This is a genomic window from Geomonas limicola (assembly GCF_014193675.1).
GTDB lineage: Bacteria > Desulfobacterota > Desulfuromonadia > Geobacterales > Geobacteraceae > Geomonas > Geomonas limicola.
This window is the reverse complement of sequence record NZ_BLXZ01000006.1, coordinates 1-25,167: the sequence shown is the minus strand read 5'-3', so window position 1 is coordinate 25,167 and position 25,167 is coordinate 1. Positions and strand designations below refer to the sequence as shown.

Annotated in this window: 22 protein-coding genes and 1 pseudogene; 16 read left to right on the top strand and 7 right to left on the bottom strand. The window is 63.6% G+C overall.

Annotation, left to right across the window (positions count from 1 at the left end; all coding sequences use genetic code 11):
- Positions 1–69: 69 nt before the first annotated feature.
- From H7688_RS14790 to H7688_RS14780, 3 genes are read left to right on the top strand one after another with little or no spacing between them, the layout of a single operon-like run.
- Positions 70–1,410 carry a YhjD/YihY/BrkB family envelope integrity protein gene (locus H7688_RS14790; RefSeq protein ID WP_183361953.1) on the top strand — a complete coding sequence of 447 codons (1,341 nt, stop codon included), beginning with the start codon at positions 70–72 and terminating at the stop codon, positions 1,408–1,410.
- Positions 1,411–1,460: 50 nt separating this feature from the next.
- Positions 1,461–2,804, top strand: coding sequence for a penicillin-binding transpeptidase domain-containing protein (locus H7688_RS14785; protein WP_183361952.1), 1,344 nt, complete (start codon positions 1,461–1,463; stop codon positions 2,802–2,804).
- Between the two features lie 9 nt (positions 2,805–2,813).
- On the top strand, positions 2,814–3,044 hold the full coding sequence (locus H7688_RS14780) for a CxxCxxCC domain-containing protein (RefSeq protein ID WP_183361951.1): 231 nt from the start codon (positions 2,814–2,816) through the stop codon (positions 3,042–3,044).
- 15 nt (positions 3,045–3,059) lie between these two features.
- On the opposite strand, the gene H7688_RS14775 is transcribed toward H7688_RS14780, so the two are convergent.
- Positions 3,060–3,773 carry a UDP-2,3-diacylglucosamine diphosphatase gene (locus H7688_RS14775; RefSeq protein ID WP_183361950.1) on the bottom strand — a complete coding sequence of 238 codons (714 nt, stop codon included), beginning with the start codon at positions 3,771–3,773 and terminating at the stop codon, positions 3,060–3,062.
- 66 nt (positions 3,774–3,839) lie between these two features.
- On the opposite strand from H7688_RS14775, the gene H7688_RS14770 reads away from it, so the two are divergent.
- From H7688_RS14770 to H7688_RS14755, 4 genes are all read left to right on the top strand, one after another.
- Complete coding sequence (locus H7688_RS14770; protein ID WP_183361949.1) at positions 3,840–4,277, top strand: UPF0158 family protein; 438 nt, start codon at positions 3,840–3,842, stop codon at positions 4,275–4,277.
- Between the two features lie 24 nt (positions 4,278–4,301).
- Positions 4,302–5,354, top strand: a complete 1,053-nt coding sequence (locus H7688_RS14765) for an AI-2E family transporter (RefSeq protein WP_183361948.1) — start codon at positions 4,302–4,304, stop codon at positions 5,352–5,354.
- Between the two features lie 111 nt (positions 5,355–5,465).
- A complete protein-coding gene (locus H7688_RS14760) occupies positions 5,466–5,969 on the top strand; it encodes a rhodanese-like domain-containing protein (protein ID WP_183361947.1) in 504 nt (167 codons plus the stop codon).
- A complete protein-coding gene (locus tag H7688_RS14755) occupies positions 5,966–6,430 on the top strand; it encodes a MauE/DoxX family redox-associated membrane protein (RefSeq protein WP_183361946.1) in 465 nt (154 codons plus the stop codon). Before H7688_RS14760 ends, H7688_RS14755 begins: the two co-directional genes overlap by 4 nt.
- A 92-nt stretch (positions 6,431–6,522) precedes the next feature.
- On the opposite strand, the gene H7688_RS14750 is transcribed toward H7688_RS14755, so the two are convergent.
- Entirely contained in the window at positions 6,523–7,908 is a 1,386-nt protein-coding gene (locus H7688_RS14750; RefSeq protein WP_183361945.1) for a sensor histidine kinase, read from the bottom strand.
- A gap of 312 nt (positions 7,909–8,220) precedes the next feature.
- Between H7688_RS14750 and plsY the strand changes: the two genes are divergently transcribed.
- On the top strand, positions 8,221–8,802 hold the full coding sequence (plsY, locus tag H7688_RS14745) for a glycerol-3-phosphate 1-O-acyltransferase PlsY (protein ID WP_183361944.1): 582 nt from the start codon (positions 8,221–8,223) through the stop codon (positions 8,800–8,802).
- A 44-nt stretch (positions 8,803–8,846) separates the two neighbouring features.
- Here the strand turns inward: plsY and H7688_RS14740 are convergent, their stop codons facing one another.
- Together H7688_RS14740 and rpoH are read right to left on the bottom strand one after the other, a co-directional pair.
- On the bottom strand, positions 8,847–9,596 hold the full coding sequence (locus H7688_RS14740) for a HesA/MoeB/ThiF family protein (protein ID WP_183361943.1): 750 nt from the start codon (positions 9,594–9,596) through the stop codon (positions 8,847–8,849).
- A gap of 116 nt (positions 9,597–9,712) precedes the next feature.
- The gene (gene rpoH, locus H7688_RS14735) at positions 9,713–10,567 is read right to left on the bottom strand and encodes an RNA polymerase sigma factor RpoH (protein WP_183361942.1); all 855 of its coding nucleotides are present in this window, start codon (positions 10,565–10,567) and stop codon (positions 9,713–9,715) included.
- A 245-nt stretch (positions 10,568–10,812) separates the two neighbouring features.
- Here rpoH and H7688_RS14730 point away from each other — a divergent pair, with 245 nt between their 5' ends.
- From H7688_RS14730 to glgA, 8 genes are all read left to right on the top strand, one after another.
- Positions 10,813–11,886, top strand: a complete 1,074-nt coding sequence (locus tag H7688_RS14730; RefSeq protein WP_183361941.1) for a branched-chain amino acid aminotransferase — start codon at positions 10,813–10,815, stop codon at positions 11,884–11,886.
- Between the two features lie 58 nt (positions 11,887–11,944).
- On the top strand, positions 11,945–12,154 hold the full coding sequence (locus H7688_RS14725; protein WP_183361940.1) for a hypothetical protein: 210 nt from the start codon (positions 11,945–11,947) through the stop codon (positions 12,152–12,154).
- 175 nt (positions 12,155–12,329) lie between these two features.
- Positions 12,330–14,501, top strand: coding sequence for a HEAT repeat domain-containing protein (locus tag H7688_RS14720; protein WP_183361939.1), 2,172 nt, complete (start codon positions 12,330–12,332; stop codon positions 14,499–14,501).
- Positions 14,498–15,640: an HD-GYP domain-containing protein gene (locus tag H7688_RS14715; protein WP_183361938.1), complete on the top strand. Its 1,143-nt coding sequence runs from the start codon at positions 14,498–14,500 to the stop codon at positions 15,638–15,640. Before H7688_RS14720 ends, H7688_RS14715 begins: the two co-directional genes overlap by 4 nt.
- A gap of 128 nt (positions 15,641–15,768) precedes the next feature.
- Positions 15,769–18,360, top strand: a complete 2,592-nt coding sequence (gene clpB, locus H7688_RS14710; protein ID WP_183361937.1) for an ATP-dependent chaperone ClpB — start codon at positions 15,769–15,771, stop codon at positions 18,358–18,360.
- A gap of 112 nt (positions 18,361–18,472) precedes the next feature.
- Positions 18,473–19,282, top strand: coding sequence for a DNA-binding protein (locus H7688_RS14705; protein ID WP_183361936.1), 810 nt, complete (start codon positions 18,473–18,475; stop codon positions 19,280–19,282).
- 264 nt (positions 19,283–19,546) lie between these two features.
- Positions 19,547–20,791: a M48 family metallopeptidase gene (locus H7688_RS14700; protein ID WP_183361935.1), complete on the top strand. Its 1,245-nt coding sequence runs from the start codon at positions 19,547–19,549 to the stop codon at positions 20,789–20,791.
- A gap of 206 nt (positions 20,792–20,997) precedes the next feature.
- Complete coding sequence (gene glgA / locus H7688_RS14695) at positions 20,998–22,542, top strand: glycogen synthase GlgA (protein ID WP_183361934.1); 1,545 nt, start codon at positions 20,998–21,000, stop codon at positions 22,540–22,542.
- Between the two features lie 204 nt (positions 22,543–22,746).
- Here the strand turns inward: glgA and H7688_RS14690 are convergent, their stop codons facing one another.
- From H7688_RS14690 to H7688_RS22680, 3 genes and pseudogenes are all read right to left on the bottom strand, one after another.
- Entirely contained in the window at positions 22,747–23,310 is a 564-nt protein-coding gene (locus tag H7688_RS14690; RefSeq protein ID WP_183361933.1) for a hypothetical protein, read from the bottom strand.
- Positions 23,311–23,336: 26 nt separating this feature from the next.
- Complete coding sequence (locus H7688_RS14685; protein WP_443093458.1) at positions 23,337–24,554, bottom strand: YDG domain-containing protein; 1,218 nt, start codon at positions 24,552–24,554, stop codon at positions 23,337–23,339.
- A gap of 118 nt (positions 24,555–24,672) precedes the next feature.
- Positions 24,673–25,146: pseudogene (locus tag H7688_RS22680) on the bottom strand (MBG domain-containing protein); the annotation flags it as partial.
- Between the last annotated feature and the right edge of the window lie 21 nt (positions 25,147–25,167).

Below are 25,167 nucleotides of genomic sequence, written 5' to 3'. Positions count from 1 at the left end.
ACCGTGGGGGCCGACGCTCCTTCGACTCACCACGTTGACGACTCTCACCGGCTTCTTTCGAGGTAGGGTATGAACCAGGCACCAGGATGGAAAGATCTTTTCGGCACGGGACTCTGGGAGCTCGACCCGAAGGCGCTCGGCGGCAGCAAGGGGCAGCTGGTCGCCCTCGTGCAGTTCCTAAGCTACGTCGGCGCGAACTTCATGCGCAACAACTCGCTATTGCGCGCCTCCGCACTCTCCTTCACCACGCTACTCTCCTTCGTGCCCCTTTTTGCCCTGGCCTTTTCCATCCTCAAGGGTTTCGGCGCCCAGAACCGCCTGGCGCCGCTCATCCTGAAACAGGTCGCCGCCGGCTCCGAGGTGGTGGTCACCAGGGTCCTCTCCTACATCAACAACACCAACATGGGGTCGGTGGGGGCCATCGGCCTCGCGGCGCTTTTGGTGACCGCGATCAGCATGCTGGGGAGCATCGAGGATTCCTTCAACGTCTCCTGGGGGGTCACCGAGACCCGCACGCTGTACCGCAAGTTCAGCGATTACCTGAGCGTCCTTTTGAGCGCACCGCTTTTACTCCTCGCCGCCACCTCCATCACCACCACGCTGCAGAGCAGGTGGCTGGCCACCTGGTTTTTCGAGAACACCTACCTGGGGGACCTCTTCTTCCTGGTGCTCGGGCTCGCCCCCTACCTGAGCGTCTGGATCGCCCTCTTCCTCATGTACAGCTTCATCCCCAACACGAAGGTGCGCTTCAGATCGGCGTTCTTGGGGGCGGTGTGCGCCGGGACGCTCTGGCAGATCGCGCAGTGGGGCTACATCCACTTCCAGGTGGGGGTCGGCAACTACAACGCCATCTACGGGACCCTCGCGGTGCTCCCCATCCTCATGGTCTGGATCTACGTGAGCTGGATCATCGTCTTGTTCGGGATGGAGGTCGTGGCGGCCCACCAGCAGCTGCACACCTTCCGGCGCGACCTGCGCGGCGGCCAGATCAGCCAGGCCTCGGCCGAACTGGTGGCCCTCGCCACCCTGCGCCACATCGCCGAGGCCTTCCACGGCGGCTTACCCGCCTGGAGCGAGGAGCAGCTCGCGCGCCGCATGGGGGTACCGTTGCGCATCATCCGGGACACCCTGGGCAAACTTACCGCAGCCGGGTTCATCGTGAGTACCGACCGGCCGGTCGCCTCGTACCTGCCGGCCCGTGAACTGGACCAGATCCCGATAGCCGAGGTGCTGATCGCCCTGCGTCGCCACGGCAACCGCTGCAACCTGGTCGAGGAAGCGGAGGCCCAGGAGATGCTCGAGGTGGTCGATCAGGCGCTGCGCGAGCGGCTTGCCGGGGTGAACCTGAAGGAGTTCGGCACGGCCCGAACGGCCCAGAATTCTCCGCCCCCCGGCGTTGACAAAGCGTGACCACATGACATATAGTGGGCCGATTAAAACGGCGGGTGTAAAGCGAGTTTATGCAAGATTTTAAAGATATAGATAACCAGTCCCGACGCAGGCGTCAGCCCCAGGCCACCAGGAAACCGGAACTTCGCACCCCCTTCAGCGATATCGAAGAGACGCCCCCCAAAAGGCGCCGTCTCAAGATCATCCTTCCGGTGCTGGCGCTGCTGCTCGCCTGTTACCCGCTCATCTCGCTGTTCGGCTCGACCCGTCCCAAGACCAGCGCTCCGAGTCCCCCCAAGAGTACCCCGTTTGCCGCGCTCACTGCGGAAAAGGTGGACAGCAGCAACGCCTTCCGGCTGGCCGCCCAGGCCTACCCCAACGCCCGTCCCGAAAACGGTACCTTCTGCGCACCGCTCCCCCAGGGGGGAACGGTGGTCTACGCGATCAACGAGGCGATGCAGCGACGCGTCGAGAAGGTGTTCAACGACTATAAGGTCCCCTACGGGCTGTTCGTGGCGATCGAGCCCAAGACCGGCAAGGTGCTGGCTACGGTGGCGCACTCCTCGGTCCAACCGGGCTGGGAGCAGAACGCCTGCTACAACCTCTACCCGATGGCCTCGCTCTTCAAGATCGTCACGGCAACCGCTGCGCTGGAAGAGAAGAAGGTCACCGCCGACACCGCCTTCGCCTTCAACGGCCGGCTCACCTCTGAGAACCCGAAGTACTGGCGGGTACGCTCGGGGCGCGGCCAGCAGATGTCGCTTACCATGGCGATGGGAAAGTCGGTCAACCCGGTTTTCGGCCGCCTGGCCGGCGAGTTTGTCGGGCGCGACCCGCTCCTCACCTACGCCGGGCGCTACGGTTTCAACCAGGAACTCTTCCCGGGCTCGCCGGCAATCCCGAGCCGCGCCCCCGCGCCGGGGACCATTGACCAGCTGATGCGCATGGGGGCCGGGCTGGACCACGAGGTGAAGACCTCGCCGTTTCATGCCGCGACCATCATGGCCACCGTGGCCAACAACGGGGTGATGATGACACCGTCCCTGGCACAACAGATCTTCGACGCCAAGGGGAAACCGCTCTTTACCCAGCAGCCGAAGCCGCTGCGTACCGTCTTCACCCCCCAGACCGCCAACGAGCTGGCACGCATGCTCTCCACCACGGTGGTGAGCGGCACCTCGCGCAAGGCCTTCCACGACCGGCGCGGGCGCCCGCTGTTCAACTCGCTGCACGTCGCGGCCAAGACCGGGTCCATCGACGGGAAGGACCCCGCCGGCCACTACAGCTGGTTTGCCGCCTACGCACCGATGGAGGATCCCCAGGTGGCCATCGCGGCCCTGGTGATCAACCAGAACAAGTGGCGCATCAAGGCGACCCACGTGGGCGAGCAGGCCCTGGAGGCCTTCTTCAAGTAGGGGGGTGGCATGGACTGCCGAAGATGCGGTACCTGCTGTGTGGCACCGGACATAAGCTCACTCGGCAAGAGGGTCGGCGAGCGCTGCCGGCACCTGTCCGAAACCTTTCAGTGCGGGATCTACCAGGAGCGGCCGGCGGTCTGCCGCGGCTACCGTCCCGATGAGCTCTGCGAAAAAATTGCCGCGGCAACCCTGGAGGAACGGGTGGCCGGGTATCTGAAGCTGTTCGGCCTCCCCTGAAGGGGCCGGCGGGGATCAGGAGAAGGTTTCCAGGGTGAATTCGCCGTCCAGGCACTGGGCGTAGCTGAACTGGCTGATCCAGTCCCCCAGGCAGATGAGGGTTTTCCCCTCGACGTGGGAGATGATCGGCAGGTGGAAGTGCCCGGTGATCACCACGTCGCACCCCTGGGCGAAACGCTCCCGGGCGAAGGATTCCAGGATGCTGCGGTAGTCCCAGCGCGAGGCGCGCAGGCCGTGCTGGCTGCGGCTGCGCCGGGAGAGGAACTCCGCGAGCCGGCAGGCCAGGCGCTGCGGGAAGATCGGGACCAGGGCCTTCACCAGCGGGTGGCGCAAGAGGCCCCGGAACAGCCGGTAACCGCGGTCCTCGCGGTTCACCTCGTCGCCGTGGCACAGGTAGACCCGGCGCCCGCCGATCTCGACCAGCGCCGCGCCGTCATGGACCTCAGCCTCGAGCTGCTCTGTGAAGAAGCGCTCCAGGTGGAAATCATGGTTCCCCTCGAAGTAGACGATCCGTACCCCCCGCCTGCGCACCCCCTTGAGACAGTCCACGAACTCCCGATAGTGACGGTAGACGGGGTCGGGGTTACCGATCCAGAACTCGAAGAGGTCTCCCAGGAGGTAGAGGGTGTCGGTGTCGGGGGGCAGGGTGTCCAGGAAACGGATCAGGGTCCGGTAGTTGTGGTCCTGGGGTGCTCTCAGGTGGGCGTCGGCGACGAAGATCTTGCGCATTGCGCCAATATATACAAAAATAGCGGGCAGGTCTACGGTTGTTAACCTGTCTTTGGTGGAGTTTTGATGCACAACATGCGGAACCTGGAAATAGTGTGGGACGATCTCATGGAAGCCTTCGAGAACCCGGATCCCGAGATGATCTACTTCCTGGACCGGGAGACCGGCGAGATCTTCTCGGTGCCGGCCGACTATGACGACGACCCCTTCTGGGACGAGGTGGAGGCTCAGAACGAGCGCTACCTGACCATCCCGGCCTTCGACTACGCCCAGGAACGCCAGATGGTGCACGCCTTCATCCAGGGGGTGGAAAACGACGGCCTGAAGGCGATGCTGGTCCGTGCCTTCGTGGGGAAGCAGTCCCACGGCAGGCTGAGCGAGATCCTCTCCTTCTACCCGGAAGAGCAGGAACGCTTCAACGCGGTGCGCGAGGAGCTCATCACCGGCCGCGTCGGGCAGTGGCTCGAAGAACACGACATCTATCCGCCGGAACGCGGATTCTAATTCAGAGCACCTCCCGAGGAGCCTATGTCATCATCTGCCAGCGCTACGAACCGTGCCGTCCTGATCCTGCTTGTCGGGGCGGCGCTCTTCGCGGCCGGTCATGCCCTGCGCCACACCACCTCCTGTTTCCTGCTCTCCTTCGTGATCGCCTATCTCCTGGACCCCCTGGTACTGCAGCTGGAGAAACGGGGAATCTCGCGCCCCAAGGGGATCCTGGTGCTCTACCTCGGGCTCTCGATCTTCGCCGTCTTTTTCTTCTCCTACTTCGTCCCCTTCGTGCTGATGCGCTGGCAGGCACTCATCCCCAGCATCCCGCTCTACCTGCAGAAGGCGCGTGACCTGGCGGCCGGCCTCGAGGCGCAGATCCAGCCCTACTACGGCGCCGAGGAGTGGAGCTGGGCGGTGGACAAGGCGGTGGAGGGGCTCAACAAGCTCTTCTCCACCCTGGGGACCGGGGTCTACAACGCGGCCGCAAGCCTGATCTTCAACATCTTCAACCTGGTGCTCTCGCCGATCCTGGTCTTCTTCATGCTCTTTTACAAGGCCCAGATCAAGAAGACCCTCACCTCCTGGCTCCCCTGGCGCCGCCGCGAGGTGCTCCTCGAGATCGGTAACGAGGTGAACGAGAGCATCGGCGGCTACCTCCGGGGGCAATTGATCGTCTCCTTCATCGTCGCCCTGTTCTCCAGCATCGCCCTCGTCATCCTCGACGTCGACTACGCCCTGTTCAACGGCATCTTCGCGGGGCTCGCCTCGGTGCTCCCTTTCATCGGGGTGATCATCGCCACCATCCCGGCGCTCTTCTTCGCCTACCTCAAGTTCCAAAGCGGGCTCATCCTCGTCAAGGTGGTAATCTCCTTTGCGGCCATCTACTTCCTCGAGGGGTACCTGGTGAAGCCGCTGGTGTTCAAGCGCTCCATGAATTTAAACCCGCTGCTCACCATCATCATGGTGATGGCGCTCGGGGAGTTGTTCGGCTTCTGGGGGATCCTGCTCGCCATCCCGGTGGCAGCGGCGGCCAAGATCGTCTCGGTTTCCATCGAGCGGGGAGACTTCCGCGAGTGGGAAGAGCCCTGACCTGCGTGGTGCCGCGGTTGACGCCTCGGAACGTTCCTCGGTAGAATCTCTTTTATCAGCTAAAATGTGGTGTGCGGGGCCGGAGCTGGCCCGGTACGAAAGGTTGGGGTCATGAAGAAGAACGGGCTGGGGACAGTCATGGAAATCCTGCTCATCGTGGCGATCTCGGCAAGCGTCGGCATCGCCTGGAACAGGACCCTTTTGACCAGCGCCTGGCGTGGGGAGGTTGCCCGACCGGCCGAAGCGGCGGCACCCGCGGCCAACGCGGTCACCGAGCCGATGCCGCTTGGGCTTATGCAGGTGAAGGAGCTTGTAGATGCGAAGCAGGCGGTGCTGCTCGACGCCCGCAGCAGGACGAGCTTTGCGGAAGGGCACCTCCAGGGTGCCTTCAACCTGCCGCTCGAGGAGGCCGCCAAGAACCCGTCGCGCCCGCTCAAGGTGCAGGTTCCCGCCGAGGCCTCCATCATCACCTACTGCAACGGTTTTTCCTGCCACGACAGCATGGAACTCGCGAAGATCCTGGTCAAGGCGGGTTACCCGAACGTCTATGTCTACGAGGGGGGCTTTCCTGAGTGGCGCGACGCGGGGTACCCGGTAGCGAAGGGGGGGGCATGAGCCAGTTGAAGCATTACCTGCCGGCCCTGGTGCGCATAACGCTCGGTGCCGTTTTCATCTACGCGGCGCTTCTGAAGATCGCCGACCCGGTCGCCTTCGCCGGCAGCGTGGCCGCCTACCGGATCCTCCCCTACTTCGGCAGCTACCTGACAGCGGCGGCGCTCCCCTTTGTCGAACTCTGCTGCGGTATATTGCTGGTGCTGGGCTACCGGGTGCGCAGCGGGGCGCTCATCATCGGCGTGTTGAACCTGGTGTTTATCGTGGCGCTGGCCTCGGCCATCGTGCGGGGGCTCGACATCGATTGCGGCTGCTTCAAGCAGGGGGGCGAGAAGACCACCCCGTGGACGGCGCTGGCCCGTGACGTACTGTTTCTCGCCATGACCTGGTTCGTGCTGAAGGTCGAAGCGCGGCGCGACCGGGGTTCGGAAACAGGTGCCGGTCCGGCAGCCCCGGCAGGTTGAGGAGGCGGCCACCTCCGTGCCTTGCTCGCGTGCCTTCCTCGTGCGCTCCGCGGTGCACTCCCCGCGGCACCACCGGAAGAGATCGAACGACCTCACTCCCCTGCGACAGCACTCTCCATTTTTTCGGGGAGGGTAAAGAAGAAGCTGGCTCCCTCCCCAAGTGCACCTTCCCCCCAGACCCTGCCGCCGTGGCGCTGCACTGCCCGCTCCACGGTGGCAAGCCCCACTCCGGTCCCCGGATACCCCTGGGCGTTCTTGAGACGCTTGAAGGGGTGAAACAGCAACTCCTGGTCGGCCATGTCGAAACCGATCCCGTTGTCTCGCACGTAGAAGCAGCGTCTCCCCTCACAGGTCGTGCTCCCCATTTCGATCCGGGGCACCGGCGCCTGCGCAGTGTACTTCCAGGCGTTGGCGAACAGGTTTTCCAGGATCACCCGCAACAGGTTACGGTCGCCGCGCACCACGATACCCGGCTGGAGCACCACCTCGACCTGCCGCTGCAAATCCCCCTGCCTGAGTTGCAACACCACCTGCTGCGCCAGCTCCGAAAGCGGGACATCCTCCCAGTGCATGGTCTCGCGGGAGAGCCGCGACAGGGTGAGGATCGCCTCGATGAGTTCCTCCATGCCGCGGCAGGACTCCTCGATGATCCCCGCAGGGTAGGCCAGCTCCGGGTCCTCGAGCTGGGGGTTCTGGGAGAGGATCTGCTGCGCGGTGCTGATCCGGGTGATGTAGGAGCGCAGGTCATGGGAGAGCGAGTAGCAGAAGGATTCCAGCTCCCGGTTGGCCTCCACCAGCTCGAGGGCACGCAGCTCCAGTTCCCGGTTCATCCGCTCGATCTCCAGGTCGGCTCTCTTGCGTTCGGTGACGTCGCGCACCGACTCGACCCCGGCGACGATGCGACCGCTGGCGTCACGCAAGGGGGTAGAGATGATCTCGGTGCAGCGTAACCCCTGGGCGGTGAGTGCCTGCCGCTCGGTCTTGTGGGTCTCGCCGTCGCGGTAGGACTGGTCGAGGTGGCAGCCGGAACAGATCGCCTCCTGCCCCTGGTAGGCCTGGTAGCAGTACTCGCCGAGGTGCTCCCCCATCATGGCGATGTGCGCCTTGTTCTGGTACAGGATCCGCATCTCCAGGTCCTGCAGGCTGATGGCGTCACCCAGGCTCTCCAGGATGGCCTGGGACCGGCTGCGCTCCAGCTCCGCGCTGTGCAGGGCGGCGCGCACCCGCGCTTCCTGCTGACGCTGCCGGGTGTTGTTGCGGGAGATGTAGACGATGAAGAAGAGGACCGTGGCCAGAAACCAGATGCGGATGGCCATGTCGTGGTCGGCGGGACTTAAGAGCTGGGTGAAGAAACTCCCCCGTTCGAAGGCAGTATCCAGCGCCGCATCCATTACCCACGACACCAGCATGATGGACATGCCAACCAGAAAGGTAGTGAGCTGCCTCCCGGCAATTGACAAGCGTCTGCGATCCGTCACATCCTGTTCCTCAAGTTACTCGTGCGGATTTCGAACCAGCAGTCAACGAGCACTGCACAAAGCCGTTACCGGCTGCATCTATAAGAGCAAACGCTGCGATTGGATCCAGAGGGCTCCCTGGTACAGAGTATTTAAGAGAAGCGGGGCCGATTCTCTTGTTATGGTTACCACAGTTTAGCTCCATGACAATGTGGAAAGCGCCAACAGCACATTGACAGATTACTAATTTCTTAAAACTTACGGCACCTTGCAGTTTGCCGTGAAATACTGTAGGATGCGCGGTGCTCAACATCGACACCAAGGAGAGCCTTTTTGAAAGAGATTCTGCTCCTTATCTTTTCCTACCTGCTCGGTTCCGTCCCTACCGGCCTCTTATTGGCGCGGGCCTGCGGCGTCAACATCCGCGAGACCGGCTCGGGCAACATCGGGGCCACCAACGTCTACCGCAGTGCCGGTCGCAAGGTCGGCCTGCTCACCCTGGCGGGCGATTGCCTCAAAGGGGTGATCCCGGTGCTGGTCGCACGCCAGGTCGGTCTCCCCGAGGCCTGGGTCGCCGCCATCGGCCTTGCCGCCTTCCTGGGTCACGTCTACACCGTGTTCCTCGGTTTCAAGGGGGGCAAGGGGGTGGCGACCGCGCTCGGCGTCTTCCTCGCCGCGGCACCGGTTTCCCTCTTGGGGGGCGTCGCCGTCTTTGCCGGCGTCCTCTACCAGTGGCGCTACGTCTCGGCTGCCTCGATCAGCGCGGCGGCCACCATCCCGCTCTTCGTCGCCCTGGCGACCCGCCAGCCCGAGCTCATCGTGATGTCGCTCGTCATCGCGCTCATCGTCATCTTCCGGCACCACGAAAACATCGCCCGGCTGCGTGCCGGCACCGAGAGCAAGTTCAAGGCCTGACCGCTCCGGCAGCGCGACAAGGACGCAGCGGAGCTTTCGAGCGCTCACCCGCCCCCGCAGGCCGGGCAGCTGTCGTTGCGCTTCAGGGGAACCTCCCGAAAACGCAGCCTGAGCGCGTCGTAGGTGATCAGCCGCGAGGTCAAAAGCTCCCCGATCCCCACGAGGTACTTGATCGCCTCGGTCGCCTGGATCACCCCGATCACTCCCGGCAGTACCCCGAGCACCCCGGCGCGCGAGCAGGAGAGCGCCACCTCGGGCTCGGGTGGCTCCGGGAAGATGCAGCGGTAACAGGTGCTTTGCTGCGGCAAGACCGTCATGGTCTGCCCCTGGAACTTCAGGATCCCGCCGTGTGAGTAGGCCTTTCCCGCCGCGAGGCAGGCGTCGTTGATGAGGAACTTGGCGGCGAAGTTGTCGGTGGCATCCACCACGAAGTCGTAGCCCCGCACCAGGTCCGCGATGTTCTGCGCCGTTACCCACCCCTCGTGGCACTCCACCCGCACCCCCGGGTTGATCTCCAGCATGCGGTCCCGCGCCGAGGCCACCTTGGGGCGCCCGAGGTCGCCGGTACCGTGGATCACCTGGCGCTGCAGGTTGGAGAGCTCCACCCGGTCACCGTCGGCGATCCCGATGGTCCCCACCCCCGCGGCCGCCAGGTACTGGGCCACCGGCGAACCGAGCCCGCCAGCCCCGATCACCAGCACCCGCCCTCCCCTGAGACGCTCTTGTCCCGCCTCCCCGACTTCCTCAAGCATAAGATGCCGGGCGTAGCGCTCTTTGTCCTGTTCGTTGAACATGTTAGGCTCCTTCGAAGGAGCTCGAGCATAGCCTACAATCGTTGTGCTGCCTATAAAAAAAAGGCGCTTCCTCTGCGGAAACGCCTTCTCACGACTCACGGTGCTTGACGGTTGGATCAGGCCGGCTGCTGCTCGATCACCAGCGGGGCCAGGAGACGCTTCATCTTCTTCAGGGCCCCGTCCTCGATCTGGCGCACCCGCTCGCGGGAGAGCGAGAAATGGTCGGCGATCTCCTGCAGGGTCATCGGGGTGTCGGCGGTGACGCGGCGCTCGATGACGAAGCGCTCCTTCTCGTTCAGGTTCTCGAGGGCGAGCGCCACGTTTTTCTCGAGCTGCGCCGACTCCTGGTACTCGGCCAGGAGCTCTTCCTGGTTCTGGCGCTGGTCGGGCAGGCTTTCCAGGTAAGAGCCCCCCTCCCCTTCGAACATCTCGACGTCGAGGGAGAGTTCGCCGCGCAGGCGCTGTTCCATCTCCTGGGCCTCCACGTCCTTCACATCGAGCGAAAGCGCGGTGGAGTGCAGGTCGGACTCACCGGTCATGTTGATGATGGCCTGTTTGGCCTGGTTCAGTTTGAAAAAGAGCTTGCGCTGCGCCTGGGTGGTGCCGATCTTCAAGAGGCTCCAGGCCGAGATGATGTGGTTCTGGATATAGGCCCGGATCCACCAGACGGCGTAGGAGATGAGGCGCACCCCCTTGCTCGGATCGAACTTGCGCACCGCCATCATGAGGCCGATGTTCCCCTCCTGGATCAGGTCGAGCATCTTCATCCCGTAGGAGCGGTACTCGCCGGCGACCTTCACCACGAAGCGGAGGTTGGAGGTGATCAGGGTTTGGGCCGCCTCCAGGTCACCCTCGTTTCTGAAGCGCAGCGCCAGGCGCTGCTCCTCGTCCGCGCTCAAAAGCGGGAAGCGGTTTATCTCGGTGAGGTAGATGGACAGACTATCTATAGGTACCGGCATGCTGTAGTTCATCGTGTAGCATCTCCCTGTACGTGTTTGGCGTGGCCGTACCAGCGGCACGGACTTTAGCACTCTTTATACCTGAGTGCTAATAATATAACAAGTGCGCCGATAAAAATCAAGCGTCCCCGGAGGCGATAAACCTGCGTAAGAACAGGTAAGCCTTTAAAAGGCTTGCCCCTGACAGGCTGTTGTGGTAAACGGAAATGTCTACAGAAAAGCGACGCTCGGCGCCGAATAACCGGAGGTTTAGCCATATGGAAATACGGATAGTACCGCTTAGCGAGGGGGAGAAGAAAGCGAAGTTCACCGACGAGTCGAAGCTTGGTTTCGGCAAGATATTCACCGACCGGATGCTCCTGGTCGAGTGGAAGGCCGGCCAGGGTTGGGTCGACGCCCGGATCAAGAAGAACGAGCCGTTCGTTCTCGATCCGGCGGCGCTGGTCCTGCACTATGCCCAGGAGATCTTCGAGGGTCTCAAGGCCTACAAGTGGGCGGACGGCAGCATCGCCCTGTTCAGGCCCGAGATGAACGCACGCCGCTTCAACCATTCCGCGGAGCGCCTCTGCATGCCGGAGGTCCCCGAGGAGCTTTTCGTAGGAGGCATCGAACAGTTGGTGGGCCTGGAGCGCGACTGGGTCCCCAGCGCGGAAGGGACCTCGCTCTATATCCGTCCCACCATGATCGCCGTCGAGCCGGTGGTGGGGATCAAACCGTCCGATCACTACTACTTCTACGTGATCCTCTCCCCGGTGGGCGCCTACTACCCGCAGGGATTCAAGCCGGTACGCATCATGGTGGAGAGCAAGTACGTGCGCGCCACCCCGGGCGGCACCGGTGAGGCGAAGACCGGCGGCAACTACGCAAGTTCCCTCAAGGCCGGCCTCGAGGCCAAGGAAAAGGGGTTCGACCAGGTGCTCTGGCTGGACGGCGTGGAGAAGCGCTACATCGAGGAAGTGGGCGCCATGAACATGTTCTTCGTCTACGGCGACACCATCGTGACCGCCCCCCTGCAGGGGACCATCCTGCACGGCGTGACCCGCGACTCGGTACTGACCCTGGCCCGTTCGCTCGACCTCAAGGTGGAGGAGCGCCGCATCGACGTGAACGACCTGATGAAGGACATCAGGAGCGGTGCCATCACCGAGGCGTTCGGCTCCGGCACGGCAGCGGTGGTGACGCCGGTAGGTGCGCTGTGCTATAAGGAAGAGTGCCTCGAGGTCTCCGGCGGTGGCGTCGGCAAGCACACCCGGACCCTTTACGACACCCTGACCGGCATCCAGACCGGGAAGATCGCCGACACGTTCGGCTGGATCAGGAAGATCGCGTAACATTGGCGAACGCCGCGCGGCAGGGACTCCCCTGCCGCGCGGCGACGCAGGAAGGCCCATGAAGCAACCCGAAGCAATCAACCATCTTTGCCTCTCCTGCCGCCGCAGTTGCAAGCAGGACGCCAGCGTCCTCATTGCAGCCTGCCCCCGCTACTACCAGGGTCCCAACATCAAGCGCGTCGACTGGAAACAGCTCTCCCTCCTCCCCATGGCGCCGGAGAACGCTGCGCATGAACCGGCCAAGAAGAGCCGCAGCAAGCAGCGCTGACCTACCGTCTTCCTCCCTTCCCCCTCGGCACGTTTCACCACCCGGCGTCCCCTCCCTACAAACAGCGACCCAAAGCCCCGTCAGAAGCGGCGCTTTCACTTACCATTTCCCTCATTGACATTTAATACGGTTGTTTTATGTTGGTGCCGCTCATCACCTCTCTGCGGGCCGGCATATGACCAACCACACCACCCTCGAATCTCCAGATGACCACGTAACGGTCCGGACTCTCGCTACACTGATCCACGAGTTGAACATCTCGCGCCGCAACATCCGCGCCTACCCTCCGGGGCACCAGGTGATCGTGAGCGGCCTGGGCAAGGTGCTTACCACCTACGGCACCCTTACCATGCCCGCGGGAGAGATCGTCCTCGGGGTCTCCGGCGATGCGCTGCTCTGGCAGGAGGACCCGCTCGACAAGTCGAACCGTGTCTTCAGGGACTTTGCCCGCGCCCTACACGAGCGCTCCATCGCCGCGCTGACCCTGCGCCCGGGGCTTACCGGCGACGAGTTGGAGCGCTTCATCGGCATTCTGGCCACCAGTCGCGAGGAGATCTACCAGCAAGGGGGGATCGAGAGCGTCTGGGACAAAACGGGCATTGCCGCCCTGGGGATCAGGGTGGTCCGCTACGACATCTTTACCAGTACCGCCCCGGGACTTCCCGACCAGCCCCAGGGAACTGCGCAGCCGACCCTGTGGGAGCAGTTCGCCAGGGGGGCCGTGCGCGGCCTGTTCGACCAGGGGGCAGCCGGTGTCGAGGCACTGGATCCCCAACTCCTGGCGCAGGACATGAACCGCGAGTTCCTGCAAGGCGTGAACTTCGAGGCTCAGGCGCGCGAGTTTGCCGGCTACCTGGTGCGTCGCGACATCTTCGGAACCTCGCGCGGCTTCGCCGAGGATTCTGCAGCCAACCCGGCCTTCCGTGCCCTGGCGACCTTCGTCAGTTCGCTTACTCCCGCCTTGCGCCGTCAGTTCCTGAACGCCAGCTTCGACCTGAACCGGCAAGGCGCCTCCGCGGCGGCCAGCGCCCTGCTCCGCGAGCTCCCCAGGGACGTGGTCCTCGAGGTACTGGAGGAGGTGAACGCCAACCAGACCAGCGTGCCGCCGTTCATCCTGGGCATGCTGCAGCAGTTGGCTGGGCTGGGGCAGCCGGGAGCCCTCACCGGCAGCCAGGATTCCGAGCAGGCCCTCCAGGAGAAGATGCGCATCCTGCTGCGGGAACATGCGATGGAGGAATACATCCCGGAAAGCTACCAGGAGAAGCTGGGACGCATGTTGGAGCTGGAGCAGATACCACTGTTGGGAAGCGCTGGGCTGGACGGGCTATTGGAGACCATGGAGGTGGCCAGCCTGGAGAGCAGGACCGGCGACATCCTCCTTTTGCTTTTGCACGACGACGCTGCGGGCGACGCCGACCACGAGGCGCTCGCCCAGAACCTCAAGGAGATCTGCGGTTTCTTCCAGCAGACCGGCGCGTACGAGGAGTTGCTCAAGGTACTGCGCCAGCTCAAGACCCATGGCGCCCAGGGTCCCGGTCTTCTGGCCGAGATCTTCGGGGAACGTGACTTCGTCGAGGAACTCCTGGAGGGGCTGGGAGTCTGGGGCAAGGAAAAGTTCGAGGTGGTCACGCACCTGGTCCAGGAGATCGGCCCGGCCTGCATCCCCCCCCTTCTGGACCGGCTGGCGGTCGAGCAGGGCATGTCGCTGCGCCGCTTCCTGATGGATCGCCTGGTCGAGTTCGGGCCGGTCGCGGCCCCCGCACTTGCGGCACGGCTGGGCGACGGTCCCTGGTACTACCTGCGCAACCTGATCGGCGTGGTTCGGCAGTCACAGCTCACCGAGTGCGTGGAACGGCTGCGCCCCTTGGCACGGCACCGCGACGGGCGCGTGGCCCAGGAGGCGCTGCGCACCCTCTTGCAGTTCCGGGACCCCGATACCGAGACCCGCGTGATGAACGGCCTGGAGAGCCCCGATCGCGGCACCCAGCTCTTCTGCCTGGGCCTCGCGGGCAAATCGGCCGCCCCGGCCATGCTGGGCAAGCTGCACCGGCTCCTGGCCGCCCCGGGGTTCGGAGCGCGCGACTGCGAGCTGAAAAGCGCGGTGCTGCCGGCCCTGGCGGAGATCGGCACCACGGATGCGCTGCGGGTCCTGGAGGAACTCTTCGCCGCCCGCAGCCTCTTGCACCCGATCCAGCTCAACAAGCTCAAGATGGAGGCGCTGGCAACCCTGGCCCGCTACCCGGCGGCCCCCTGCCGGGCGCTGCTCAAAAGGCTCGCCCAGGGGCGCGGCAGCGTAGCGCGCCAGGCAGCGCAGCTGTTGTCGAGCCTGCCAGGGAGGCTTGCATGACCGTGACCGCCTGCAACCCGCAACAGATCATCCGGCTGCTCCTTGCGGCAAGCGCCAACGTCTCGCTCTACGGACCGCAGCACCCCCAGGTGGTTCGCCTTTTGGCCCAGCTTTGCAGCCAACTCGAGAGCGTCCTTGAGTCCGCGGAAGAACTCTCCTTCATGATGGTGGACAACGAACTGGTCATCAACCACCAGCCCCAGGATGCCTGCCTGTTCCTAAGCCGCATCGTCGAGCTGTTCAAGGCGCGCGGCATCGAGCACCTGGGAATCTCCCGCGGCATAACGCCGCCCGAGGTGGAGGAACTGGTCCAGGCCCTCTCCACGAGGCCCGGGACCGACGGCCAGCTCGCCTCCAGCGAGCATGTCAGGTTCGGCAGGCTCGAACTGCGTCTCGATGAGAACGAAGCCGACGGGTGCGGCGAGGTGGCAGGCTCCCCCGAGGCGCTGCTCCCCAAGCTGTCGGAGCAGGAGCTCGAACAGTTCAACGAGATTTACCGCGCCGTGAAGCGCCACCAGAAACTGAGGCTCGGCGGGGTCGTGGAGATGGTGAACAACCTGGTGGACGTCCTGCGCCAGGAGAGCCTGCCGCTCCTGGTACTGGCGACGCTGCGCGAAAGCGACGAATACACCTTCACCCACTCGACCAACGTCTGCATCCTCAACCTGGCCCAGGCAGCGGCCCTGGGAATCAAGGGACAGCAGCTCAAGGACATCGGCATCGCGGCCATGCTGCACGACATCGGCAAGCTCTTCATCCCCGAAGAGATCATCACCAAACCGGGTGCCCTGACCGACGCCGAGTTCAAGCTGATGCAGGAACACCCGGTCAGGGGGGCACGCTACCTGATGGAACAGACGGGCGCCCCGCGCATCGCCGCCATCGCGGCCTACGAGCACCACGCCAAGTTCGACCTGACCGGCTACCCCTCGTTCACCCCGGGCTGGCGCCTCAACCTGGGGAGCCACCTCACCATGATCTCCGACTTTTTCGATGCCACCCGAACCCGGCGCTCCTACCGGGAACCGCTGCCGCTCGACCAGATCATGAACCTGATGGGTTCCTTGGCAGGAAGTCACCTGCACCCGGACCTGACCCGGAATTTTTTCCAGCTCTTACAGCCGCTGACCCGGTCCTGAACCGTCTGTGTCCTCCCTCCCCTCCTCTGCTCCCCTCCCAGATCGTGGGAATAACTTCGTACTGTCTCCCCCCCTCCCTTGACACTGCCTCCCCCCCTGCCTATATTCCCAGCCAGGAGGCACACGCCATGATCAGACCCGAGAAGATGACCGTGAAGACCCAGGAAGCGCTGGCCACAGCCCAGGAGAAGGCCGCTGCCCTGTCCGCCGGTTCGATCGAGCCGGAACACCTGCTGTTCGCCTTGCTGGACCAGGAAGGCGGCCTGGTACCCGAACTCTTGAAAAAGATCGGCGCACCGACCGCCCAACTGCGCCAGAACCTGGAGGCGGAGTTGCAGCGTCGCCCCCAGGTCTCCGGTGCCGTGCAGGTGGGGCTCTCGCAAAGTCTGGCGCGGCTTTTGGACCAGGCGCAGAAGGAGGCGGACGCCATGCGCGACTCCTTCGTCTCCACCGAGCACCTCCTGCTCGCACTGGTCGGTGCCAAGGAGGTCCCCTGCGCGAGGCTGCTCGCGAACTTCGGGGTCACCCGTGATGCGGTGCTGAGCGCACTGAAGGCGCTCCGGGGGGACGAGGCGGTGACCGACCAGGACCCCGAACAGAAATACCAGGCGCTCGCCAAGTACGCCCGCGACCTCACCGAGCTGGCGCGCCGCGGCAAGCTCGACCCGGTGATCGGCCGCGACGACGAGATCCGCCGGGTCATCCAGGTGCTCTCGCGCCGCAGCAAGAACAACCCCGTCCTGATCGGCGAACCGGGCGTGGGGAAGACCGCCATCGTCGAGGGACTCGCCCAGCGTATCGTCTCGGGCGACGTGCCGGAGACCCTCAGGGACAAGCAGCTGTTGGCGCTCGACATGGGAGCCCTCATTGCCGGTGCCAAGTACCGCGGTGAGTTCGAGGATCGCCTGAAGGCCGTGATCAAGGAAGTGGAGAAGGCCGAAGGGAAGATCGTCCTGTTCATCGACGAGTTGCACACCCTGGTGGGTGCCGGCGCCGCCGAAGGGGCCATGGACGCCTCCAACATGCTGAAACCCGCCCTGGCCCGCGGCGAGCTGCACTGCATCGGCGCCACGACGCTCAACGAGTACAGAAAGCACATCGAGAAGGACGCCGCCCTCGAGCGCCGCTTCCAGCAGGTCTACACCGGCGAACCGAGCGTGGCCGACACCATCTCGATCCTGCGCGGCCTCAAGGAGAAGTACGAGACCTTCCACGGCATCCGGATCAAGGACAGCGCGATCATCGCCGCGGCCACCCTCTCGGACCGCTACATCACCGACCGCTTCCTGCCGGACAAGGCGATCGACCTGATCGACGAGGCGGCCTCGCGGCTCAGGATCGAGATCGACTCCAAGCCGACCGAGATCGACGAGGTGGACCGCCGCATCATCCAGCTGAAGATCGAGGAGCAGGCGCTTTTGCGTGAGAAGGACCCCCACGCCCAGGAGCGGCTCAAGAAACTCGTGGACGAGCTGGAGCAGTTGAAGGCGCAGTCGGCCAACCTGAAGAACCACTGGCAAAAGGAGAAGGATATCCTCAAGGAGCAGAGCGTCCTCAAACAGCGCATCGAGCAGTTGAAGGACGAGGCGAAGATCGCCGAGCGCGAGGGGAAACTGGCCCGCACCGCCGAGATCCGCTACGGGGAGATCCCGGCCATCGAAAAACAGGTCGTGGAGAAGACCCATCTCCTGGAGGAGATCCAGAAGGAAGGGAAGATGCTCCCCGAAGAGGTGGACGGCGAGATGGTCGCCGAGATCGTCGCCAAGTGGACCGGCATTCCGGTGAACCGGATGCTGGAGAGCGAGTCCGAGAAGCTCGTGCACATGGAAGAGCGGCTGAAAAGCCGGGTGGTGGGGCAGGACGACGCGCTCACCCTGGTGGCGAACGCGGTCCGGCGTGCCCGCAGCGGACTTTCGGACCCAAACCGCCCCATCGGCTCCTTCATCTTCCTGGGCCCCACCGGCGTCGGCAAGACCGAGACGGCGCGCGCCCTGGCCCAGTTCCTGTTCGATGACGACCAGGCCATCGTGCGCATCGACATGAGCGAATACCAGGAGAAACACACGGTGGCGCGGCTCATCGGTGCGCCTCCGGGATACGTCGGTTTCGAGGAGGGTGGCCAGCTCACCGAGGCGGTACGGCGTCGCCCCTACTGCATCGTGCTCTTCGACGAGATCGAGAAGGCGCACCCCGAGGTATTCAACGTGCTCTTGCAGGTGCTCGACGACGGCCGGCTCACCGACGGCCAGGGACGCACCGTGGACTTCAAGAACTCGGTGATCATCATGACCAGCAACCTCGGCTCGCAGTGGATCCAGCAGTACGCCACCGATTTCCCGCGCATGCAGGCGAACGTCATGGAGACCCTGAAGGAGCACTTCAAGCCGGAGTTTTTGAACCGTGTCGACGAGATCGTCATCTACCATGCCCTGCCGCTCGAGCGGATCAAGGAGATCGTGGTGATCCAGCTCGGCTCGCTCACCAAGCGGCTCGAGGAGAAGGGGATCCTGCTCGAGGTCACCGACGGGGCCCGCGAGGTGCTGGCGCAGGAGGGGTACGACCCGGCCTACGGTGCGCGTCCCTTGAAGCGCGCGCTGCAGCGCAAGATCCAGGATCCGCTCGCCCTCATGCTCCTCGCAGGGGAGTTCGTCTCCGGCGACCTGGTGCGGGTGGATGCGGCACCGGGCGGCGACGCGCTGGTCATCGAAAAGAAGCAGTAAGGGATCATCAACTGCGTTGTGAACGGGCAGGGAAACGTGCTATGCTCCGGACCTGTCGATACTCTCAGGTCCGCGGCCCGGTGCGGCGGCAACCAGCACGCAAGGAGATTAAATGAAGCGTTATTCGACCCTCATGTCGGTTCTGCTGACCCTGGCACTCCCGATCGCGGCCACCTGTGCCGACACCCCGAAAGAGCCGGAAAAGCCTGCAGCGTCCGTCGACGCGGTAAGCGACGCCTTGAAAAGCTCCAAGCAGTCCAAGATGATGGGAGCTCTCGAGGCCAATAAGGGGGGCGGTTCCAACCAGAATGCCTCGGGAAAGGTTGCCGAAACGATGAACGCCGGCGGCTACACCTATGCGAAGATCGTCAAGGACGGTAAAGAGACCTGGGTTGCCTACAACAACAGGGAAACCCGCGTCGGCGACCACCTCGAGTTCGACGGGTGCGTCGAGATGCAGAGCTTCGAGAGCAAGAGCCTGAAGCGCAAGTTCGACTCGATTCTCTTCTGCGGCGACCCCAAGGTCACCTCGACGACCACCGGCAACCAGAAGTCTCCGGGTAGTGCCGGGGCTGCGGCGAAGGCCAAGGGGAAGGTCAAGGTTGCCAAGGCAACCGGCGCCAACGCCTACACCGTCTCCGAGCTCTTTGCCAAGAGGTCGGCGCTCAACGGCAAGCAGGTCACCGTGCGGGGCCAGGTGGTGAAGAGCGCCAGCGGCATCATGAACAAGAACTGGATTCACCTGCAGGACGGCACCGGGAGCCCCAAGGAGAAGACCAACGACCTGGTGGTCACCACCACCGATGCGGTCCCGGCTGATGGCGAGGTGGTGACCGTCTCCGGCAAGGTCGCAGCCGAGAAAGACTTCGGCAGCGGCTACAAGTACAAGGTGATCCTCGAGAAGGGGACCATCAAGAAATAGCTCGATGCTCCGGCAAAAAAGGCCCCCCGCCAACGCGAGGGGCCTTTTCTTTTGGCTTGAGGAGCAATCATCACGTCCCCCCATTGAAAAAGGGGGGACAGGGGGGATTCGCCTTGGAGGTGCGCTCTCCAGTCCAGCCGTCCCCAAAATGTTAGGACATTTGTACTCGGCCGGCAAAGATGTTACCGTTGCAGGGCTGCCCGCCGGCCGGCAGGTTCGACCGCCACCAATGGCACGCACTACCGCCCCCCCCTGAGGAGACGCATGAAAACCGTCCTGATCGCCCTGTACCTCGCCCGCTTCGCAGCGGTCTGCCTGCTGCGCTACCTGAACCTCAGCCACCTCAAGCGGCATGGCACGACGGTCCCCGCAGCCTTCGCCGGCACGGTCGACACCGAGGCCCTGACCAAGGCATCCCGGTACACCTTCGAGGTGAGCCGGGTCGCCCTGTGGGAGTCGGTGTACGACGGCATCCTCCTCATCGCCTTCCTCTTCACCCCGCTCCTGCCGCGCTACGACGCCTGGATCGGCTCGCTCACCGGCTCCTTCGTACTTCAGGGACTTCTCTTTTTGCTGCTGCTCACCTGGGCGGAATCCGTTATGGAGATCCCCTTCAACCTGTACTCCACCTTCCGGGTGGAGAAGCGTTACGGCTTCAATACCACGAGCCCCGGCCTCTGGCTGAGCGACCTCCTCAAGTCGACCCTCGTCTCCTCGGCGCTCCTGGCGCTTTTGGCGAGCGCCGCGCTGCTCCTGGTGCGTCACTCCCCGCAGCTTTGGTGGCTTTGGGTCTGGGCCTTCTTCGCCCTCTTCTCCATCACCATGATGTACCTCTCTCCCGTGCTGATCGAGCCGCTCTTCTCCAAGTTCGAACCGCTGGGAGATCCGGAACTCGAGGGGGAGATCCAGCAGATGCTGGCCAAGGCGGGGCTCAAGGTCAAGGGGGTTCAGAAGATGGACGCCTCCAAGCGCAGCCTGCACTCCAACGCCTACTTCACCGGCATCGGGCGGGTAAAGCGCATCGTCCTGTTCGACACGCTCATCAACCAGATGGAGCGCCAGGAGCTTTTGGCCATCCTGGCCCATGAGGCCGGGCACTGGAAGCTGGGGCACATCCGCAAGCGCCTGGTGCTTACCGAACTAGCAGCACTCCTGGTCAGCTACCTGGTGTACCGGCTCCTGGGAAGCGGCCTGGTCCCCGGGCTCTTCGGGCTGGACGAGGCATCGTTCGTGGCGCAGGTGGTCCTGGTGAGTTTCCTGGGATCGCTCGCCCTCTTCCCGCTCACGCCCCTCTCCTCGTGGCTGTCACGAAGGGACGAGTGGGAAGCCGACCGTTTCGCAGCCGAAGTGTGCGGCACGCCCCGCGCCTTGGCCAGCGCGCTGGTAAAACTCTCCCGTGACAATTTGTCCAACCTGCATCCGCATCCCGTCTACGCCGCGTTTTACTACAGCCACCCGCCGGTGGTAGACCGGGTGGCCCGATTGCTGGAGTACGGCGACGGGAGATGACTCCCGATATCTGTCCATTGTGTCCTCCTTCTCCGCCCCTGGTAGCAGGTGCCGACGGAGGGTACGCTACCCGGCAGCGCAGTGCAACAGTTTTATTATTTTTTTATAATTTTATTTTCCAAATAGGGAAAGATTGCCCCGGCAGACGCCGCGTGGTATGTATATAGCGCCGCCAGAAACCACCTGCCGCGAGGAGAGTTCGTCTCATGCGTCTCAACATACTCATCACCGCCTCGGAAGCAGTCCCCTTCGCCAAGGAGGGTGGACTCGCCGACGTGGTGGGAATCCTCCCCAAATTCCTCAAATCCCAGGGTCACGATGTGCGGGTGGTGATGCCCCGCTACTACAAGGTCGATCGGGACAAGCACCAGTTGCGCCTTTTGCCGGGGACCCTGGTGGTGCCGATGGGGATTATCGGCGAGATGTACTGCAGCGTGTACGAAGGGCGCCTGCCCGGGAGCGAGGTCCCCATCTACTTCCTGGAGCACGAGAAGTTCTACGGACGCGACTCCCTCTACGAAGTGGACAACAAGGGGTACATCGACAACGACAACCGTTTCATCTTCCTCTCCCGTGCCAGCCTGGAACTCTGCAGGATGCTCGACTTCGCACCGGACATCGTGCATGCCCATGACTGGCACACCGCCGCGGTCCCGGTCTTCATGAATACCCTGTACCGGCACGACCACTATCTCAAGGAAGCCGCCTCGGTACTCACCATCCACAACATGCAGCACCAGGGGAGCTTCTACGAGGGGGCCATGGACGTCCTCGGTATCGGCTGGCAGCACTTCACCTACCTGGGGCTCGAGATGGACAACCAGGTGAATCTCCTCAAGGGGGGGATCTACCACGCGACCGTCATCAACACGGTGAGCGAGGGGTACGCCCGCGAGATGCAAACACCGGAGTACGGCTGGGGGCTCGAGGGGGTGGTGCGCGAGCGTTCCGGGGAACTCTGCGGCATCCTGAACGGGGTGGATTACGAGGAGTGGAACCCGGAGGTCGATACGCTCATTCCCGCCACCTACTCGGCAGGCGACCTCTCCGGAAAGGCCGTCTGCAAGCGTGAGTTGCAGCGCGCCCTGGGGCTTCCCGAGCGTGCCGAGGTACCGCTCATCGGCCTGGTCTCGCGCCTGGTGAAACAAAAGGGGATCGACGTCCTCGCCGAGGCGCTGCCGCGACTGCTCGAGATGGATGTGCAGTTCGTGCTCCTGGGCGCCGGCGAGCCCTGGGCGCATTTCTATTTCGGGGGGATGGCGGCCAACCGGCCGGACCGCTTCGCCTGCCGGATCGGCTACGATAACAAACTCGCCCACCAGATCGAGGCGGGCTGCGATTTCTTCCTGATGCCCTCGGCCTTCGAGCCGTGCGGGTTGAACCAGATGTTCAGCCTGCGTTACGGGACCATCCCCATCGTGCGCGCCACCGGCGGTCTGGACGACTCGGTGCACAACCTGGACTCCGGCAACCGCACCGGTACCGGGTTCAAGTTCTGGGCCCTCTCGGCCGGAGCACTCTTCGACACCGTCGGCTGGGCCGTGCACACCTGGTACCACGACAAGGAGATGATCGACGTCCTGCGGCAAAACGGCATGGCCGAACGCTTCACCTGGGACGAGGCAGCCAAGAAATACGACCACCTCTACCGGCACGCCCTGCAGGCGCGGCTCGGGGCGACGCGGTTTGCCGAGATCGAGAAAGCGCGCAGGGGCGAGGAGCAAGAGCAGCAGGAGGGTGAAGGGATCTGATCAGAAGTGCAGCAGCGTTCAGGACAGCTCCACAAGAAAAGGCCACCGGATCTTATCCGATGGCCTTTTTCTGTGCTATGACGAGCCAGCGGCAGCCATACAGCTCAGTATTCCTTGCATGCCACCTCATCCATGAAAAAGAAAGGCGGGAGCGGCCAACCTCGCTCCCGCCTTTTCTAGGCAGCTACCCTTTTATGTTCTCAATCAGAGCGCCTTGAACTTGTATTCGCTGGTTATGTCGTGAAACCCGCTATCTACCAGCAGAAGTTGGCTGTAGGCAAAGTCGCCCGTAGTGGCAGTGACACCTGGCCCTGCCGTGCAGTTGATGGTGAGGATCTCCCCGGCTCCGAAGGTGTGCCCCGGATTGGCGGCGATCACGACGCGAACGTAGTTCGGTCCCGAGCCTGCCGGCTTGGAGCTGGAATAGCTTCCAAACAGCGGACGCGGAAAGATGCTGCTGGTGACGTTGCTGAAAACGCCGGTAAAGACGCCCGACAGCTTGAGCACGCCAGGAGCGGTCAGCTTCGGGTTACCGGGGTCTGTTGCAACGGTTACCCCCGCCGGCAGGGCCACCGTGAACTGAACCCCCTGCAAAGGCGTGGGAGTCAGCCCCGGCCCCTGGTTGCTGGACGAGTAGATGCGGAACTTCACCGCTACTGCCTTAGACTGCACCGTAGCCCCTCCCCCTCCACCACCGCCACACCCGTAGAACAGGGCGAATGCTCCAAAAATAAAGATGCCGCCGAAAATCTTGATCGCATAGTTCATGTAGAGTCCCTCTTCACATAGGTTCTTTAGATAGGTTGGGAAACAACCTTTTGCAGCACAAGTAGGACATCGCGTACATCTATTACCGCTCTGTTGCTCCCGTCCAGGAAGATGTTACGGGTGAAACTCGGAGAAGGATCGAGGTGCAATGCGACCTTAAGGTACTCCATGGCATCGATGATGGTCACCGAACCATCGTGGGTAATATCGCCGAGTTGCAGTACTTTAAAGGTGCCGCTCAAGGTGGCGGAGTTGTGGTTGACATCTCCGGCTTGGTTCGCGGTCACGGTGACCGTATAGTCAGCCGCACTCGCTGCGACCGTAGCAGGGATCCCAAGCGTCAATGTCGGAGCCGCATAGGTTGCCGGCCCGGTCACGCTTACGCTTACCGGCAAACCTGAATTGGAGCTTGCCGTCAGGTCGAACTGCGGATCTCCCACCACCTTGTCAATTAAAGCGGTAGAGAAGCTGAGGACCTGGTCCGCCTTGGCGATGTTTGCCGTAGCGGAGACGCTGGTGCTGCCCAGGGCGTAGTTCGCAGCGTCCGCCCCTCCCAGGGTAAGCCCGGTAATGGTGACAGCCTTGCCATTACCCGCGTTGGCATCGTCGAAGTTGGCGCTGCCGCCATTCAGAGTTACCACGTCAGGTGCTATGATCCCGCCCAGTGTGCCGCGAGCAGTGATGGTGGCCGACGTGCTGCCATCATATACCTTGTTGGCGACCGTCGCACTTCCCGCCAGAACGGTAAGCGGCGCCGGGGTGATGTTGGCGGTGGTGCTCGCGGTGCTCGTGATACTGTAGTTGCCGGCTGCGGCGCCGGAGAGGCTCAGGCCGCTGAAGCTTACCGTTTTGCCGGTGCCTGCGTTCTTCGTGTCGAAAGTGCCGGTAGCGCTACCAGAAAGCGACACAACGTCGGAGCCCACCACGCCACCCAAGGTGACCGTGCCGGTGTTGAGCGTGGCGCTCCGGGTGCCGTCGTACACCTTGCTGTTCGCGGTGATGCCATTTATGGCAAGCGGTTTCGCCGTTACCGTCAGGTTGGCCGGGACGAAGGTGATGCTGTAGTTCGAACCTGCGCTCAGGGTGCCGATGCTGATGGCGTACGGGCTACCCGCCACGCTCTCGCCGCCGGCGCGTCCCAGCGCCCCGGTCAGTGCATCGCTGCCGTACAGGGTGCCGGTCGGCGTGTAGGTGAAGCTCGGGTCTGCCGAACCGTAGACCTTGCTTTGGGCGTTCGCCGTCACCGTCAGGGCTGCCGGGGTGATGTTGGCACTTGCCGAGGCGGTGCTGCTGCCGAGGGTATAGNACAACGTCGGAGCCCACCACGCCACCCAAGGTGACCGTGCCGGTGTTGAGCGTGGCGCTCCGGGTGCCGTCGTACACCTTGCTGTTCGCGGTGATGCCGTTTATGGCAAGCGGTTTCGCCGTGACCGTCAGGTTGGCCGGGACGAAGGTGATGCTGTAGTTTGAGCCTGCGCTCAGGGTGCCGATGTTGATGGCGTACGGGCTACCCGCCACGCTCTCGCCGCCGGCGCGTCCCAGTGCCCCGGTCAGTGCATCGCTGCCGTACAGGGTGCCGGTCGGCGTGTAGGTGAAGCTCGGGTCTGCCGAACCGTAGACCTTGCTTTGGGCGTTCGCCGTCACCGTCAGGGCTGCCGGGGTGATGTTGGCGCTTGCCGAGGCAGTGCTGTTTGCCAGGTTGTAGTTGCCCGCGTCCGCCCCACCCAGGGTGAGGCCGGTAATGGTAACGGCCTTGCCGGTACCCACATTGGCATCTCCGAAATTGGCGCTGCCGCCGGCCAGGGTCACCACGTCGGGGCTTAGGATTCCGCTCAGGGTCCCGCGGGTAGTGATGGT

What these genes read in the sequence shown, in the direction of transcription:
- H7688_RS14790 (WP_183361953.1), top strand. Translation starts at nt 70, where the DNA reads ATGAACCAGGCACCAGGATGGAAAGATCTTTTCGGCACGGGACTCTGG.
- H7688_RS14785 (WP_183361952.1), top strand. Translation starts at nt 1,461, where the DNA reads ATGCAAGATTTTAAAGATATAGATAACCAGTCCCGACGCAGGCGTCAG.
- H7688_RS14780 (WP_183361951.1), top strand. Translation starts at nt 2,814, where the DNA reads ATGGACTGCCGAAGATGCGGTACCTGCTGTGTGGCACCGGACATAAGC.
- H7688_RS14775 (WP_183361950.1), bottom strand. Translation starts at nt 3,773, where the DNA reads ATGCGCAAGATCTTCGTCGCCGACGCCCACCTGAGAGCACCCCAGGAC.
- H7688_RS14770 (WP_183361949.1), top strand. Translation starts at nt 3,840, where the DNA reads ATGCACAACATGCGGAACCTGGAAATAGTGTGGGACGATCTCATGGAA.
- H7688_RS14765 (WP_183361948.1), top strand. Translation starts at nt 4,302, where the DNA reads ATGTCATCATCTGCCAGCGCTACGAACCGTGCCGTCCTGATCCTGCTT.
- H7688_RS14760 (WP_183361947.1), top strand. Translation starts at nt 5,466, where the DNA reads ATGAAGAAGAACGGGCTGGGGACAGTCATGGAAATCCTGCTCATCGTG.
- H7688_RS14755 (WP_183361946.1), top strand. Translation starts at nt 5,966, where the DNA reads ATGAGCCAGTTGAAGCATTACCTGCCGGCCCTGGTGCGCATAACGCTC.
- H7688_RS14740 (WP_183361943.1), bottom strand. Translation starts at nt 9,596, where the DNA reads ATGTTCAACGAACAGGACAAAGAGCGCTACGCCCGGCATCTTATGCTT.
- rpoH (WP_183361942.1), bottom strand. Translation starts at nt 10,567, where the DNA reads ATGAACTACAGCATGCCGGTACCTATAGATAGTCTGTCCATCTACCTC.
- H7688_RS14730 (WP_183361941.1), top strand. Translation starts at nt 10,813, where the DNA reads ATGGAAATACGGATAGTACCGCTTAGCGAGGGGGAGAAGAAAGCGAAG.
- H7688_RS14725 (WP_183361940.1), top strand. Translation starts at nt 11,945, where the DNA reads ATGAAGCAACCCGAAGCAATCAACCATCTTTGCCTCTCCTGCCGCCGC.
- H7688_RS14720 (WP_183361939.1), top strand. Translation starts at nt 12,330, where the DNA reads ATGACCAACCACACCACCCTCGAATCTCCAGATGACCACGTAACGGTC.
- H7688_RS14715 (WP_183361938.1), top strand. Translation starts at nt 14,498, where the DNA reads ATGACCGTGACCGCCTGCAACCCGCAACAGATCATCCGGCTGCTCCTT.
- clpB (WP_183361937.1), top strand. Translation starts at nt 15,769, where the DNA reads ATGATCAGACCCGAGAAGATGACCGTGAAGACCCAGGAAGCGCTGGCC.
- H7688_RS14705 (WP_183361936.1), top strand. Translation starts at nt 18,473, where the DNA reads ATGAAGCGTTATTCGACCCTCATGTCGGTTCTGCTGACCCTGGCACTC.
- H7688_RS14700 (WP_183361935.1), top strand. Translation starts at nt 19,547, where the DNA reads ATGAAAACCGTCCTGATCGCCCTGTACCTCGCCCGCTTCGCAGCGGTC.
- glgA (WP_183361934.1), top strand. Translation starts at nt 20,998, where the DNA reads ATGCGTCTCAACATACTCATCACCGCCTCGGAAGCAGTCCCCTTCGCC.
- H7688_RS14690 (WP_183361933.1), bottom strand. Translation starts at nt 23,310, where the DNA reads ATGAACTATGCGATCAAGATTTTCGGCGGCATCTTTATTTTTGGAGCA.